Source organism: Dokdonella sp. (assembly GCF_051958935.1).
Taxonomy (GTDB): Bacteria; Pseudomonadota; Gammaproteobacteria; order Xanthomonadales; family Rhodanobacteraceae; genus Dokdonella_A.
Map to the genome: position 1 here is coordinate 1 of NZ_JBQCFP010000102.1, position 14,278 is coordinate 14,278.

Below are 14,278 nucleotides of genomic sequence, written 5' to 3' on the forward strand. Positions count from 1 at the left end.
TCGAGCCAGTCGGCGTCTCCGAGGTGCGTGGCGAGGTCGCCCAGGCGCTGGCGGATGCGATCGAGCACGAGCGGCAGGCGCTCCGCCGCCCAGGGCATGTCGCCCTCGGCGAACTTCGCGACCTGCAGGTCGAGGATCGGCGGTTCGATCGTGTTGACCGCGGCGAACATCCAGGCGATCGCGCGCGCCCGCGCATCTGCCTCGACCGGCAGCAACCCCGCGTGGCGTTCGCCGATGTGCAGGATGATCGCGCCGGATTCGAACAGGACCAGGTCGCCTTCCTCGTAGGTCGGAATCTGTGCGAATGGATTGCGCGCACGGTGCGCAGGTTCCTTCATCGCGGCGAACGAGACGAGGCGCACGTCGTAAGGCTGGCCGACTTCCTCGAGGGCCCAGCGCACGCGCATGTCGCGCGCGAGGCCGCGACCGCGATCGGGTGAGCGTTCGAACGCGGTGATCGTGGGATTCATCGGGCATGCTCCATCGACGGCGCGACGACTCGCCGCGCCTTTGGGGTTATTCCGGTAAACGACAGGCGGGCGGGGGCGTCAGCCGCGCAGTGCGGCCTCGATCGCCGCGATGTCGATCTTGGTCATTCCCATCATCGCGTCGAACGCGCGCTTGGCAGCCTTGCGGTCGGGCGCGGTGATCGCCGCAGTCAGCGCGCGCGGCGTGATCTGCCATGACACGCCCCAGCGGTCCTTGCACCAGCCGCACGCGCTCGCCTTGCCGCCGTTGTCGATGATCGCGTTCCACAGCCGGTCCGTTTCGGCCTGGTCGTCGGTCGCGACCTGGAACGAGAACGCCTCGTCGTGCGTGAACGCGGGGCCGCCGTTGAGGCCGATGCAGGGGATGCCCATCACGCTGAATTCGACCGTGAGCACATCACCTTCGTGGCCGCTCGGGTAGTCGCCCGGTGCGTAGTGGATCGCGTCGACCGTGGTATCGGGAAAGGTTTCCGCATAAAAGCGGGCGGCATCGAGGGCGGTACCGTCGTACCAGAGACAAACCGTGTTCTTGGCGACCATCGTGGCATCTCCATCAGGGCGGGGAGCGCCCTGTATCTGTATCGACGAACGACCGGGGCATGAATCGACATCCGCAAGGGCCAAAGTCCAACGCGCACGAGCACTCGTGCGGGAGCGTTCATTCGCAATGCCCTTCGATCTTCTGCGTGAGGCTTCGCCATGACGCCGTTCGCGTTGAGCGAAGCCCGCGCAGCAAGCGCAGCTTGCCCCGGGTGCTACCGCAGGATCTTCTCCATCGCCTTGCCTTTCGCGAGCTCGTCGACGAGCTTGTCGAGGCAGCGGATCGTGCGCATCAAGGGATCCTCCACGGTCTCGACACGCACGCCGCAGACGACGCCCGTGACAAGGGATGCGTTGGGATGGATCGCCGGTGCTTCGTCGAAGAAGGTTTCGATGTCGACGTTACGCCTGAGTTGTTCCGCGAGGCCCGCTTCGTCGTAGCCGGTCAGCCAGCAGATGATGCGGTCGACCTCGGCGGCACTGCGGCCCTTGCGCTCGGCCTTCTGCACGTACATCGGGTGGATCTTCGAGAAAGGGGTGGCGAAGATGCGGTGTGCGGTCACGCCTCTGTGTCCTCTTGCGCTCGCGAGCGCCGGACCGTGGCCCGGCCTACAGCTGCGAGGATACCCATGAGGCGACGGATTCGTACAGGCGTTCCTTCATGCTGCGCGCCTGCCAGTCCTGGAGCGAGTAGGTGCGACTGCGTGCGAGATCCTGTTCAAACAGTTCGGCCTGCCGTGCCGCGAAGGCCGGGTCGAACACGTTGAGGCTCGCCTCGTCGTTGAGGCGGAACGAGCGTTCGTCGAAATTGGTGGAACCGACCGAGGTGAAGTAGCCGTCGACGACGAGCACCTTGCAGTGGAACATCGTCGGCTGGTACTCGTGGATCGACACGCCCGCAGAGAGCAGCATGCCCCACTGGTTGCGCGAGGCGTAGCGCGTGACCTTCGCGTCGTTGACCGGTCCGGGTACGATCACGTCCACGCGCACGCCGCGTCGGCGCGCCTGTAGCAGCGCCTCGACCGTGCGGTCGTCGGGGATGAAATAGGCCGCCTCGAGCAGGATCGAATGTTCTGCCGCCGCGATCGCGAGCAGGTACATGATCTCCATGTTCTCGCTGCCGCCGGCGGGGGAACTCAGGAACATCTGCGCGTCGACACCGCCCGCGCGCGGTTCGATCGCAGGAAAGTAGTGCGGCTCGTGGTTGACCTCGCCGGTGACCTTGATCCAGTTGTCCTCGAAGGCGGCCTGCATCTGGGCGACGACCGGCCCTTCCACGCGGAAGTGCGTGTCGCGCCAGTGCGAGGGATCCTGTGCGTGGCCGGTCCACTCGTCGGCGATGCCGACGCCGCCGGTGAAACCGATGCGTCCGTCGACGACGAGCAACTTGCGATGCGTGCGGTTGTTGAGCCGGGCGAGCGTGTACCAGCGCAGCGGATGGTAGATCTCGACGCGCGCGCCGGCGTCACGCATGAGGGCGAGCGCATCGTCATCCATGCTCTGGCTGCCGACCCAGTCGAGCAGCACGTGCGCCTGCACGCCGGCCTTCGCGCGCTCGGCGATCGCGTTCGCGAACGAGCGTCCGGTCTCGCACGACCAGTAGATGTAGGTTTCGAAGTCTATCGTGTGCTCGGCCGAACGGATCGCTTCGAGCATCGACGGAAAGATCTCGTCGCCGTTGACGAGGGTTTCGACGTGATTGCCCTGCACGATCGGCGGCCCGAGCAGCGAGCCGACGACGCGCTCGAAAGTCGCGTCCCGGATGCCGTAGGCGTGGGCGGGCGTCTGCAGCACGTGCTTTTCGGAACCCACGAAGTTGAGGCCGATGACCACGATGAGAAAGGTGGCGACGGCCACGCCGAAAACGGTTTTCCAGGTCGGACGGCGCCACTTCATGGGTGCAGCCCCGCTGGCACGCATCGGCGCGTGCGAGGGACGTCGGAGGGCGCGCGCATGGCGCCACCATCCCGGATCGTGCGCGCGGTCAGTGCTCGCGCGGACCTGCGGCGTGGAATCCTGGCACGCGTCAGCGGCATGGATGCTCCCCTTCCTCGCATGATCCGTTCATCGTGCGCGACGTTCGACAACCGCATCTGAACGCGTGTCCACCCGTTGCTCCATCGTTGCCGGGTTACCGATCGAAGCCCAGCACGGCCTGACTGCGCGCGCGACGCGTCAGACACGGTACAGACATCGCCTGCCAGTGTTCGAGCACGTGAACCCACCCGGAGAAACGGCCGTGTCGAGACAGATCCTCAAGGGCGACCACGCCTCATTCCAGGACATTCCCGCGACGATGAAGGCGGCGACCGTCGATGTGATGGCGGAAGCGGCGGCGGCACGCAGCCAGCTGCGTGATACCGCGGCCCAGCTCGCCGACGACATGCGCAGTGCAGCGCAATCGGTGCAGCTGCATGCGCGCCGCGCTCGCGCGGTCGGCGGCAGCGTTGCGCGCGACGCGATGGAAACCGGCATGAAGGCCGGCAGCCATGCGTGGCACGAAGCACGGCGCCACGCGGCGCAGTGGGGCGGCGTGGCGATGAAGCAGGCACGCTCGCGCCCGGCCGCGGTGCTCGTCGGCATGGCGGTGATCGGCGTGGCCGTCGGGTTCTGGCTGCGAGGTGCCGCCCGCCGGGCCAGTGCCGCATCGGCGCGTGACAGTGGCGAATCGGCGTCGCGTACCCGGCGCTCGGAAGGTGCCTCGGCGAGATCGGCGGGCGCGCGCAAGGCGAACGGTCGCAGCGGCGGCCGCCGCGGCAACTCGACTACGGCGCCCTCCAGCCCTTCCGCGCATTGATTCGCTCGACCATCGCGGCGGAATAGGGTGCGCCGCTCCGCTCGGTTTCGGCGATCAGGTCTTTCCACAGCTCGATCGCACCGAGCGGATACGCGGCAAATCGTTCGTAGCCGCAGGTATAGGCTTCGCGCGAGGCGTCGGCGTGGCGGCGCGGCGGCGCCTCGCGACGTGCTGCGCATTCGTCGTGCAGCTTCCGCTTGAAGGCGACGGCCTCCTCCGAGTCCCACACGCCGGCGCCTTCGAGCGCGGCAAGCGACAGCGCCTGGGCGCCGCCTTCATGGATCCACGCCTCCGTGCGCTCGCCGGTACCACCGCGACGCACGAGGTCTTGCCAGACGTGGGCGAGTTCATGCGCGACGAGCTGTTCGAAATTCATGCGCAGGGTTGGCGCTTCGACGAGCGCATCCCGCCCCGCGATCCTGAAGAACAGCTCGCCGGGCAGTGCGCCGCCCTTGATCGAGAAGCCGGCCTCGTCGAGCCGGCCGGCGCCGATGATGACGAGCGGCGGCGCTCGCCATGCACGCGCGAATGCGTGCTGGTAGTAGGAGGCGAGCGGCGCGACCACGCGATCGATCGCGTCGTGGCTCCAGCGGGGCGTTTTCGGATCGACGATGAGGCGCACGGCGCCCGTATCCACGGGCTGATGCGGACCGAAATAGGCATACGTGCCCTGGTCGTCGTTCGCCTGCTCGGCGAGCAGCACGTTTTCTCCATGCAGTCCGACGAGTTCGAATGTGACGAGCATGTTGCGTTCACGCTTCCCCTGTCGCACCGAGCCCATCAGGTGGCCGAGATAGAACGCGTGGCCCCCGTCGGAGTGGCGGTCGATCGGGATGTACTGGTCGTGCGCCCATGGCGCGTAGTCGCGGATTTCGACGACCGCCCGAGCGAACGGCGTATCGCTGCGGATCGACTCGCCCGTCGCATCGCTCGTGAGCGACAGCCCCGGCGTGCCCAACGTCCACGCGCTCGCGCGGTACTCCACGATCGGCGGCCCGAGCTCGATCGTGTCGACGGGCTCGGACAGCCGGTACTCCACGCGCCAGGCGGCGTCGCTCGCGTGCACCAGCGTGACGGTCGCGCGCACGGGCGGCTCGGTGGCGCGAGCGTGCGCAGCGGGGGCGACCAGCGCACAGGCGCCGGCGAGCAGGCGGATCCAGAGGGTGGGCAGCACGGCAACGTCCTGATGGCGCGGACTGTATATGCCATCACGTAGCCGCGTGGACAATCCCATCACGCGCCGGCCGACGCGGTCGACCGGGGCGTCCCGTCGCAGCGACCTCAGCGCGGCGCCGCTTTCGTGATCCGTGCTGCCGGCGGAACAGCGATGCGCATGAGTCCTTCGTTGAAGCGCTCGCTCGCGGTCTGGTAGTAGGCGATCGCATCGTCGACGAGTTGCGGCCGGGGTGCGTCGAGCGGGGCCGCGTCCCCGCTGTTGTCGAACTTCGGCAGTGTCTGGGTCGCATGCTTCCTCGGTGCGAGCACGGTGAGCACGTCGTCGCGCAGGTAGCCCGCTTTCTGGTAGTTGCCGAGCAGCGCCCGCTCGCGGCCCGGTTCGAGCTTGAACAGGTCGTAGCCGTAGAACTTCGAGGTGTAGCTGAAGTCCAGCAGACCGAGCAGGGTCGGCGGGATGTCGATCTGGGCCATCAACCGGTCGACGCGTGCGGGCGCGATGTGCTTGGGCGAGTAGATCAGCAGCGGAATGTGGTAGCGATTCATCGGGATCGCGCTGCGGCCCCAGCTCGACGAGCAATGGTCGGCCGTGATGACGAACACGGTGTCGTCGAACCATGGCTTGCCGGCCGCGCGCGCGAGGAAGTCGCCGAGCGCCCAGTCGGTGTACTTGACCGCGCCTGCCCGACCGGCCTTGCCCGACGGCAGGTCGATGCGGCCCACGGGATAGGTGAACGGCGGATGGTTCGACGTCGTCATGACGTGTTCGAAGAACGGGCGGTTCGCGGCGGCCGCGTGATCCGCCTCGCGCAGCGCCAGCGTGAAGAGATCCTCGTCGGCGACGCCCCAGATGTTGGCGGCGTGGACCTGGTCGCTCGGGATGTCGGAGCGGTCGACCGTGCGGTAGCCGTTGTGCGAGAAGAAGTAGTTCATGTTGTCGAAGTAGCCGTAGCCACCGTAGACGAACATCGAGTCGTAGCCCTTCTCGTCGAACACCGAACCGAGCGAGAACAGGTTCTCGTTGTCCGGCCGCTTGACGATCGATTGCCCCGGCGTGGGCGGCACCGACAGCGACAGTGCTTCGAGGCCGCGCACGGTGCGGGTTCCGCTCGCGTAGAGACGGGTGAAGAGAAGGCTCTTCGCGGCGAGCGCGTCGAGGTTCGGCGTGAGGTGCTTGCTGCCGCCGAATGCGCCGAGGTAGTCGGCGGACAGGCTCTCGACGCTGACGAGGATCACGTTGAGGTGCTGTTCCGGGCCCGCGTTGCGGATCTCGCGCGTGATGTCGCGCGGGTCGGCGTCGACGAACGTGGCCTCGGGCGTCTTCAGGAGTTCGCGCGTGCGTGCGAATGCGGTCGCGTCGGGGAGGGTGCGGTAGAAGCGTCGCCAATCGAGCTCGTTGTTGCGAAACGCGGAGAAGAACTCGTAGACGCCGTTACCGGCGAGCTCGTTGACGTATTCGTTGGCGGTCGCATTCTTGGATTCGCCGTCGACCGCACACGTCACGATGATCGTGAGCAGCAGCCACGCGAGCGTCACCGCGCTGCGCTGGCGCAGGCGCGAGGCGTCCTCGCGTGGACGCCACCTGAAACGCGCGAGGTAGAGCACCGCGCTGGCGGCTACGCCGAGCGCGACGAGCACCCTGCCGACCGGATAGGAAGCGCGGATGTTGCCGATCACCTCGCGCGAATAGACGAGGTAGTCGACCGCGATGAAGTTGAAGCGGCTCGCGAACTCGTCCCAGAACAGCCACTCGGCGGCGGTGACGAACAGCAACCCGTACACCATCGCCAGCAGCAGGAGGGTGAGCACGGCGCGCGCGGGACGCGCCGGGAACGCGCGGCGTGGCACGAGCCAGAGGAACAGCACCAGCGGCCATGCCACGTAGACCAGCGCGACGAGGTCGTAGCCGAGGCCGACCGCGAACAGGTAAAGCCAGTAGAGCGGAGCGACCGGCACGCCTGACCCGGTCTTGAGCAGCAGGGCGAGGCGGGTGAGGCATTCGACCGCGAGGAATACGCCGGCGAACCACGCCAGCGCGGCATATCGGGTGCGCAGCGCCCAAAACGCTGCGGGGCGGGTATCCAAGGAAGTCGACTCCGGTTCGATGGAGGCAGCACGTGGAACCGTCGCGAGGCCGGCTGGAAGGGCCCCGTGCGATCGATGCATTCCGCCCCCTGGAGGCCGTGGCGGGCTCAGGCGGCGGATCGATGCGCGAGTGTCAGGCGAGCTGCTGTCATCAAGGTTTCAGCCCGCGAAAGCCTGCGGAAAGCCGCCTTGCGGCGCTCCCTCCCGGCGGTGGACCCGCCTCGGCATCCGGCATAGACTGGCCCGGCAGAGGGGCCAGCCATGGCGTTGGACATCCGATCCACGATCGTGATCGCGGCGATTCTCGCGCTGATCATCGGCGTCAGCCTTCGTTTCGTATCGCGCGATTACCCGGCACCGCTGCGCGCGAGCCTGCGGCTCTGGATGAGTGGCATCCTGCTGTTGCCGACCGGGTGGATGGCCTATTCACTGCGCGATGCGATCCCCGACGTGCTGTCGATCGTCGTCGCCAACGGCCTGCTCGGCCTCGCGTTCGCGCGCCTGGGCGAAGCGGTGCGCAGCTTCGCGGGATTGCCGCGGCGGCGCCTGCTCTCGCTCGTTCCGGTCCTGCTGATCCTTGCCTGCGAAACCGCCTTCATCTACGTCGAGCCGAGCCGGAGCATGGCCGGGGCGAGCGTGTCGGCGATCATCGGCATGCAGCTCGCGATCGCCGTCTGGGTGCTGGTCGTCCATGGCGAGCGCATGCGCAGCAAGCTCCTCACCGTCATCGCGTTCGCCGCATTGTCGGCGGCGTTGCTGCTGCGCGCGGCGGGTACGTTCGTGCCGGGTTTCGAGAATGCCGGCCCGTTCGCGCCGGGGTTCATGCAGAGCATCGCGTTCGGGCTCGGCGCGGCGTTCCCGATGGCAGCGTCTCTGGGCTTCCTGCTGATGTGCAACGAGCGCCTGACACGCTCGCTCGCGCAGAAGGAGAAGCACCTGCGCGCAATCGCCGACAACCTGCCCGCGGTGGTTGCCTACATCGACACGGACGAGCGCTTCACGTTCGCCAACAGCTATTTCGCGCGCCTGCTCGACGTCGACGCGCGCTGGATCGTCGGCCGCCGCCTGTCGGACGTGGTCGGGCGCGTCTTCTGCGACGCGTTGAAATCGCACATGAGCGCGGCGCGCCGCGGCGAGACGGTCATGTTCGACACCGAATGCGACTTCCGCGGCGAGCATCGCTATTTCGAGGCCGCGTGCGTGCCCGATTTCGACGCCCGGCACGCGGTGCGCGGGTTTTTCGTGCTCATCTTCGAAGTGTCGCGCCTCGAGCGCGCGAAACAGCAACTGGCGCGGCTCGCGCAGACCGATCCACTCACCGGGTTGGCCAACCGCAAGAAGTTCGGCGAAGCGCTCGGCGGCGCGCTCGCGCGCGCCGAGCGCAGCGGCGGCGCGGGCGGCGTGCTGTACGTGGACGTCGACCGCTTCAAGCCGATCAATGACACCTACGGGCACGCCGTCGGCGACGCCGTGCTGTGCGAATTCGCGCGCCGCCTGCAGGCGGACCTGCGTGCTGGCGATCTCGCCGCGCGAATGGGGGGCGACGAGTTCGCGATCCTCCTCGACAGCGTCGACTCGCTGGATGCGTTGGAGGCGATCGCAGTCAAGCTGCTCGCCGCGTTCGAGCGCGACATCGTCGTCGACCCGCTCGCACTCACGGTCGGGGCGAGCATCGGCATCGCGCTGTCCCGCGACGGGCTCGACGCCGAGGGATTGCTGCGCGAGGCCGACGTCGGCCTCTACGAGGCCAAACTCGCGGGCCGCAACACGTATCGCGTCGGTACGCGTGTTCCCGTGCCCGCGGCGGCGCAGGCGCCGATCCCGTTCCGCTCCGGACGGCACCGCTCGACCTGAACCCTCTCCCTGCGCGGTGAATCGATGCTGTCCGATGCGCGGGGCGGTTCATCCGTGCGCTGGTCGGTTCCGTGGAAGCTCGCATCGACGCGCTGCGGGAATCCATATGACACGCCGGAATCTCATCTGGGCCAAACGGACGGCGTGCACGGGCTGGGTCACGAGTGCCATCGGGCTCGCGGCGGTGCTCTTCGCATCCCGCGTGCAGAGCGGGGCGAGCGTCGCGGCGCTCAATGGCTCGGCGCAGTCGGTGCGCGGACGGTCGGCGACCACGCTACGTCGCCCGAGCTGGCGGATAACCGGGGTCGCGCTGCTGGTCCACCACGCCAGCTCGCATTTCTGGGCGGCGATCCACGAACATCCGCGCGTGCGGGCGGCCATGCCTGATTCGACACTGCGCGCCGCCTTGGTCGCCGCTGCGGCCGGTGTGCTCGACTACGGCATCCTGCCGCGCCGGTTGTCCCCCGGTTACGAAGGCGCGCTCGACGCACGCGGCATTGCCGCGGTATTCGGTGCCCTCGCGGCGGGCCTTGCCGTCGGTTCATTGCTGCAGCGGTCGCCGCGGGCCTTGCACGCAGGCATCGCACGGCGCCTGTGCGCGCCCGGGAGCGGTCGATGAGCGAGACGCGTTCGATCTGGATGCGCGCGCCGATGCCCGCGATTCCCATGCTGGCCGCCGACATCGAGGAGGACGTGCTCGTCATCGGTGCGGGCATCGCCGGGCTTTCGGTGGCGCTCTCGCTGTTGCCGGTGGGCCGCTGCGTCACGGTGCTGGAAAGGGATGCGATCGGCGCGGGACAGACCTTGCGCACGAGTGCGCACCTCGCCTGCGCACTCGACGACCGCTTCCACGTGCTCGAACGCCACCATGGACACGACGGCGCCCGCGTGGCCGCGCAGAGCCACGCGCGCGCGATCGACCGCATCGAGGAGTGGTGCGGCGAGTTCTCGATTGCCTGCGGCTTCGCGCGCGTGGACGGCTACCTCGTCGGCGAAGGCGGCGACCCGGGCGGGCTCGAGCGGGAGTTCGACGCTGCGCGGCGCGCGGGGCTGGAGGTCGAACCCGTCGCGCGCGTGCCCGGCACCGGTTTCGGAAGTGCGCTGCGCTTCGCCCGCCAGGCGCGCATCGACCCGCAGGCGTACCTCGCCGGCCTTGCGCGTGCGGTCGCCGACCTCGGCGGGTCGCTCGTGCGCGGCGAAGCGACGGGGATCGAAGGCGGTGACCGCGTCGATGTCGCGACCGCGGCTGGCCAGCGCATCCGCGCGAACGCCGTGGTGATCGCGACGAACGTGCCGTTCCACGAGCCGATCGCGATCCATACGAAGCAAGCGCCATACCGCACATACGTCATCGGCTGCCCGATCCCGCGCGATGCCGTTCCCGACCTGCTGCTGTGGGACATGGTCGATCCCTACCACTACGTGCGCCGGGTCGACGATGAGAGCGGCGCATCGTGGCTGATCGTCGGCGGCGAGGATCACAAGACCGGACAGGCGCCGGACACCGCTGCATTCGAACGGCTGGTCGAATGGACGCGCGCACGCTTCCCGCTCGCCTCTGCGGCGGAGTGGGCGTGGTCGGGGCAGGTGATCGAGCCCGTCGACGGGCTTGCGTTCATCGGGCACGACCCTGGCGGCGAGGCCAACGTCTACGTCGTCACGGGCGACTCGGGCAATGGCCTCACGCATGGCACCATCGCGGCGGAGGTCGTGCCGGCATTGATCGCGGGGGGCGCCGACCCGTGCGACGGCGTCTACGATCCGCGCCGCAAGCCGCTGCGTGCCGCGGGATCGTGGTTGCACGAGAACGCCAACGTCGCCGTGCAGTACGCGGACTGGGTGCGCGGCGGGGATGCGCGACCGCTGGCGCCGCTCGACGGCACGGTGGTGCGCCAGGGGGCACATCGCATCGCCGTCCACCGCGACGAGAATGGCGAACTGCATGCGTTCTCCGCGACCTGCCCGCACCCCGGCTGCAGCGTCCGCTGGAATGCGATCGAGCGCACCTTCGATTGTCCCTGCCATGGGTCGCGCTTCGATCCTTGCGATGGCCGCGTGCTCAATGGGCCCGCGGCGCGCGGCCTCGAGCCGATCGACGCCGGCCAGGGTCATGCACGCGCGCGCTGAGCCAAAGACCTGCACCGAACGCGGCGTACACGACGGCGATCGCACGGCGGGGCAGGTGGGCTTCGAACCCCGGCGTGAACCGGCGCGGCACGACGCCGTAGTCGACGAGGGCGGCGAGCAGCGCGACCGTCGCGGCACGAGCGCCGCGCGATGGAATCCAGCGTCGGGCGAAATCGCTGCAGTAGGCGCGCGTCCACAACAGCGAACTCGCATGATGGATCGCGTAGCCGATTGCCGTGTGAAGCACGCTCGCGCGCCTGCGACGACGCGCGTTTTCGCCGAATACCCCCTGGCTCGCCGCATTCGTCCCTGCCGCGGCATACCCCGTGTGGCGCCGGCTCGCCCATACGACGACGGCGGTGGAAGCGAGGCTCGCGATGCTTCCGCTGGCGAGGAGCCGCATCGCACGTGTGGTCATCGCGCGCTCCCGGTGGCTGTCCGATGAAGGTGCTCCTTACCGGAGCGAGCGGCTTCATCGGCAGTGCGTTGGCCGAGCGCCTGCTCGCCGGCGGGCATTCGCTGCGCGTCGTCCAGCGCCGCGCTCGCGCGGATCCACGCGCGCGTGTCGAAAGCGTGGTGCTGGATTTCAACGATGCAACGGACGCGGCGGCCTGGCGCATTGCGCTCGATGGCATCGATGCCGTCGTCAATGCGGCCGGCATCATCGCCGAGGGGCGCGGCCAGTCGTTCGCGACGCTTCACGAGCGCGCTCCGAAAGCATTGTTCGAAGCGGCGGCCGCCGCCGGGGTCAAGCGCATCATCCAGGTCTCCGCGCTGGGTGCGGATGCACGAGCGATGACAGCCTATCACCGCTCCAAGCATGAGGCAGATGCCGCGCTGCGCGCGATGCGCGTTCATGCATGCATCGTTCAGCCGTCGCTCGTATTCGGCCTGGGTGGCGAGAGCGCGCAGCTGTTCCTGCGTCTCGCCGCCGCACCGCTCGTCCCGTTGCCGGGCGCCGGAACGCAGCGCGTACAGCCGATCCACGTGGTCGATCTGTGTGATGCGGTCGCCGCGCTGCTGGCCGCCCCGCGCATGCCCGAACGGCTGGCTGCGGTGGGGCCGAATTGCATCACGCTGCGCGAGTACCTCGCGCAGTTGCGCCATGCGCTCGGCCGCGGCGCGCCGCGTTGGTGGCGGGTACCGCGCTGGATCGTGCAGGCCAGCGCGACGATCGGCGGGTACTGCAGGCGCCTCCCGTTCGATCGCGAGCGATGGGCAATGCTTGAGCGCGGCAATTGCGATGACCCGTCAGGCATCACCGCTTTGCTCGGCCACGCGCCGCGCGCGCCGGGTGCATTCCTTTCGAAAGAGGAAGGCACCGCTTGGCGCGAGCACCATCGGCGGCATGCGGGACTCGCCTGGTTGCGCGTGAGCGTCGCGGTCGTGTGGCTCGCGTCCGGCGCGGTGTCGCTGGGCCTGTGGCCGGTCGGCGACAGCCTTGCCATGCTCGCGCGCTGTGGATTGACCGACGGGCCAGCGCGCCTCGCGTTGTATGGCGGAGCCTTGCTCGACATCGGCCTCGGCGTCGCGACGCTGGTATTGCCCGGCTGGCGCGCGCGCAGGCATCTCTATGCGATGCAGGCGGCGGTGATCGTCGGCTATACCGCCATCATCACGCTTTGCCTGCCCGAGCTGTGGCTGCATCCGTTCGCGCCCGTCGTGAAGAACCTGCCCATGCTCGCGGCGATTGCATTGCTGCGAGGAAGCGAGCGATGAGTACGTATGCGGTCGTCAAATGGATCCACATCGTCTCCTCGACGATCCTGTTCGGCATGGGCATCGGCTCGGCGTTCTACCTCCTGTGCGCGGCACTGTCGCGCGATGCGAAGGTGGCGGCCTGGGTTGCGCGCTGGGTCGTGCGCGTGGATGCCACGTTCACGACGACGACGGTGATCGTGCAGCCGTTGACCGGCTGGTGGCTCGCCCGGATCGCGCATTTCCCCCTGAATGCACCATGGCTGCGCGCGTCGATCGTCCTCTATGCGGTCGCGATCGGCTGCTGGCTGCCGGTGATCGGCCTGCAGGTGCGCATGCGCAATCTCTCGGCGCAGGCGCAGGATCGAGACGCACCGTTGCCGCGCGCGTTCCTGCACGCATTGTTCGCCTGGTGCGCGCTCGGTGTGCCGGCATTGGTGGCATTCCTCGCGATCTTCTACCTGATGGTCGCCAAACCCGCGATCGGCTGATATTCATCGGGCACGGCTAGCATCGCACTACTGCAGAGGAGGATGGATGATGGCATCGAAGCAGGAAATCATCGACCGAGAAACCGCGTTCTGGCAGGCAATGGTCGATCGCGATGTCGACGCTGCAACGGCGATGATGGCCGATACGGTGATGGTCACCGGCGCGCAGGGCGCGGCGTCGATCGACTCGACATCGTTCGCACGAATGATGCAAGAGGGCAGCTGGACATTGCGCTCGTTCGAGTTCGGCAAGGTGCACGTGGCGTTCGCGGGCGAGGACACCGCGATCATCGGCTACGAAGTGACCGAGGACCTCGTCGTCGACGGCGCGCCGCTGCGGATGGTCGCCTACGACGCATCGGTATGGACGCGCGCCGGCGGCGGCGACTGGAAGTGCGTGCTGCACACCGAATCAGCCAAGGGCGATCCGTTCGGCCGCGATCGCAAGGCGGTGAACTGACCGGGTCATCGCGGCGATCAGCAGCGTGCAACGGGAGGGCGTGCCGATGGGCATGCGCGCCCGATTGAGGCAAGCTCGCGCGATGGAAGGAACGCAGCGCCAGCCGCCCGGTTTCGATCGCTTCGCCTGGCTCGAGGAGCTCGAGCGAGACACGACGCTTCATCACGCCGGGAACGTGCGCGAACGCGCGAACGTGCTCGACCGCCTCGAGGCGGTTTTCCCCGACTCCGCGGATCGGGAGATCGATCGTCGCGTGGCCGCCCTGCGTGCTCGCCTCGAAACGGCCGACCGCGCGTTGTACGACACGTTGCGCGCCGCTCTTGCCGGCGGACGCGGACGCGAACGGCTGCTGTGCCTGGCCGCGGCCGACAGCGTTGCCCCGGGCGATCACTACGATCATCTCGACGACCTCGTGGCCGGGCTCCTGCAACTGGAAGCGCCGGGTGCCGTGCCCGGGCCCGAGGCAGAGATGGTGTCCTACCAGCCGACGCCGGCGCGCCATGTGTTCGATCTTCTTTCACGCACGACGCTCGGCACGGACGACGTGCTGGTCGACCTCGGCTCG

Annotated in this window: 15 protein-coding genes; 8 read left to right on the forward strand and 7 right to left on the reverse strand. The window is 68.4% G+C overall.

The features are described from left to right. From ACTHK2_RS09240 to ACTHK2_RS09255, 4 genes are all read right to left on the reverse strand, one after another. Positions 1–470 (reverse strand): glutathione S-transferase family protein (locus tag ACTHK2_RS09240; RefSeq protein WP_440245415.1); only part of this gene is annotated, 470 nt, incomplete at its 3' end. 78 nt (positions 471–548) lie between these two features. After that, complete coding sequence (locus ACTHK2_RS09245) at positions 549–1,028, reverse strand: VOC family protein (protein ID WP_440245416.1); 480 nt, start codon at positions 1,026–1,028, stop codon at positions 549–551. Between the two features lie 215 nt (positions 1,029–1,243). Next, on the reverse strand, positions 1,244–1,591 hold the full coding sequence (locus ACTHK2_RS09250; protein WP_440245417.1) for a DUF2200 domain-containing protein: 348 nt from the start codon (positions 1,589–1,591) through the stop codon (positions 1,244–1,246). A 46-nt stretch (positions 1,592–1,637) separates the two neighbouring features. Then, entirely contained in the window at positions 1,638–2,924 is a 1,287-nt protein-coding gene (locus ACTHK2_RS09255; protein ID WP_440245418.1) for a phospholipase D-like domain-containing protein, read from the reverse strand. A 343-nt stretch (positions 2,925–3,267) separates the two neighbouring features. Between ACTHK2_RS09255 and ACTHK2_RS09260 the strand changes: the two genes are divergently transcribed. Continuing rightward, positions 3,268–3,825, forward strand: coding sequence for a hypothetical protein (locus ACTHK2_RS09260; RefSeq protein WP_440245419.1), 558 nt, complete (start codon positions 3,268–3,270; stop codon positions 3,823–3,825). On the opposite strand, the gene ACTHK2_RS09265 is transcribed toward ACTHK2_RS09260, so the two are convergent. Then, the gene (locus ACTHK2_RS09265; protein WP_440245420.1) at positions 3,794–4,999 is read right to left on the reverse strand and encodes a hypothetical protein; all 1,206 of its coding nucleotides are present in this window, start codon (positions 4,997–4,999) and stop codon (positions 3,794–3,796) included. The two genes, ACTHK2_RS09260 and ACTHK2_RS09265, sit on opposite strands and share 32 nt — an antisense overlap. A gap of 107 nt (positions 5,000–5,106) precedes the next feature. After that, positions 5,107–7,083 (reverse strand): LTA synthase family protein, encoded by a 1,977-nt coding sequence (locus ACTHK2_RS09270; protein ID WP_440245421.1) that lies wholly within the window; start codon positions 7,081–7,083, stop codon positions 5,107–5,109. A gap of 261 nt (positions 7,084–7,344) precedes the next feature. Between ACTHK2_RS09270 and ACTHK2_RS09275 the strand changes: the two genes are divergently transcribed. The 3 genes from ACTHK2_RS09275 to ACTHK2_RS09285 are packed head-to-tail and all read left to right on the forward strand — an operon-like array spanning position 7,345 to position 11,064. After that, positions 7,345–8,937 (forward strand): diguanylate cyclase domain-containing protein, encoded by a 1,593-nt coding sequence (locus tag ACTHK2_RS09275; protein ID WP_440245422.1) that lies wholly within the window; start codon positions 7,345–7,347, stop codon positions 8,935–8,937. Between the two features lie 34 nt (positions 8,938–8,971). Beyond that, a complete protein-coding gene (locus ACTHK2_RS09280; RefSeq protein ID WP_440245423.1) occupies positions 8,972–9,556 on the forward strand; it encodes a hypothetical protein in 585 nt (194 codons plus the stop codon). Next, complete coding sequence (locus tag ACTHK2_RS09285; protein ID WP_440245424.1) at positions 9,553–11,064, forward strand: FAD-dependent oxidoreductase; 1,512 nt, start codon at positions 9,553–9,555, stop codon at positions 11,062–11,064. Before ACTHK2_RS09280 ends, ACTHK2_RS09285 begins: the two co-directional genes overlap by 4 nt. On the opposite strand, the gene ACTHK2_RS09290 is transcribed toward ACTHK2_RS09285, so the two are convergent. Then, positions 10,997–11,482 (reverse strand): hypothetical protein, encoded by a 486-nt coding sequence (locus ACTHK2_RS09290; protein ID WP_440245425.1) that lies wholly within the window; start codon positions 11,480–11,482, stop codon positions 10,997–10,999. The genes ACTHK2_RS09285 and ACTHK2_RS09290 overlap by 68 nt on opposite strands. Positions 11,483–11,505: 23 nt before the next feature. Between ACTHK2_RS09290 and ACTHK2_RS09295 the strand changes: the two genes are divergently transcribed. The 4 genes from ACTHK2_RS09295 to ACTHK2_RS09310 all read left to right on the forward strand — a co-directional run. Then, the gene (locus tag ACTHK2_RS09295; RefSeq protein ID WP_440245426.1) at positions 11,506–12,783 is read left to right on the forward strand and encodes an SDR family oxidoreductase; all 1,278 of its coding nucleotides are present in this window, start codon (positions 11,506–11,508) and stop codon (positions 12,781–12,783) included. Next, on the forward strand, positions 12,780–13,253 hold the full coding sequence (locus ACTHK2_RS09300) for a DUF2269 family protein (RefSeq protein ID WP_440245427.1): 474 nt from the start codon (positions 12,780–12,782) through the stop codon (positions 13,251–13,253). Before ACTHK2_RS09295 ends, ACTHK2_RS09300 begins: the two co-directional genes overlap by 4 nt. 46 nt (positions 13,254–13,299) lie before the next feature. Continuing rightward, on the forward strand, positions 13,300–13,713 hold the full coding sequence (locus tag ACTHK2_RS09305; RefSeq protein WP_440245428.1) for a nuclear transport factor 2 family protein: 414 nt from the start codon (positions 13,300–13,302) through the stop codon (positions 13,711–13,713). Positions 13,714–13,906: 193 nt separating this feature from the next. Continuing rightward, positions 13,907–14,278 (forward strand): hypothetical protein (locus ACTHK2_RS09310; protein WP_440245429.1); only part of this gene is annotated, 372 nt, incomplete at its 3' end.

Bases quoted from the DNA above. Each gene is read 5' to 3' on its own strand.
- ACTHK2_RS09300 (WP_440245427.1), top strand. From the start codon at position 12,780: ATGAGTACGTATGCGGTCGTCAAATGGATCCACATCGTCTCCTCGACG.
- ACTHK2_RS09285 (WP_440245424.1), top strand. From the start codon at position 9,553: ATGAGCGAGACGCGTTCGATCTGGATGCGCGCGCCGATGCCCGCGATT.
- ACTHK2_RS09290 (WP_440245425.1), bottom strand. From the start codon at position 11,482: ATGACCACACGTGCGATGCGGCTCCTCGCCAGCGGAAGCATCGCGAGC.
- ACTHK2_RS09245 (WP_440245416.1), bottom strand. From the start codon at position 1,028: ATGGTCGCCAAGAACACGGTTTGTCTCTGGTACGACGGTACCGCCCTC.
- ACTHK2_RS09305 (WP_440245428.1), top strand. From the start codon at position 13,300: ATGATGGCATCGAAGCAGGAAATCATCGACCGAGAAACCGCGTTCTGG.
- ACTHK2_RS09280 (WP_440245423.1), top strand. From the start codon at position 8,972: ATGCGCGGGGCGGTTCATCCGTGCGCTGGTCGGTTCCGTGGAAGCTCG.
- ACTHK2_RS09255 (WP_440245418.1), bottom strand. From the start codon at position 2,924: ATGAAGTGGCGCCGTCCGACCTGGAAAACCGTTTTCGGCGTGGCCGTC.
- ACTHK2_RS09275 (WP_440245422.1), top strand. From the start codon at position 7,345: ATGGCGTTGGACATCCGATCCACGATCGTGATCGCGGCGATTCTCGCG.
- ACTHK2_RS09295 (WP_440245426.1), top strand. From the start codon at position 11,506: ATGAAGGTGCTCCTTACCGGAGCGAGCGGCTTCATCGGCAGTGCGTTG.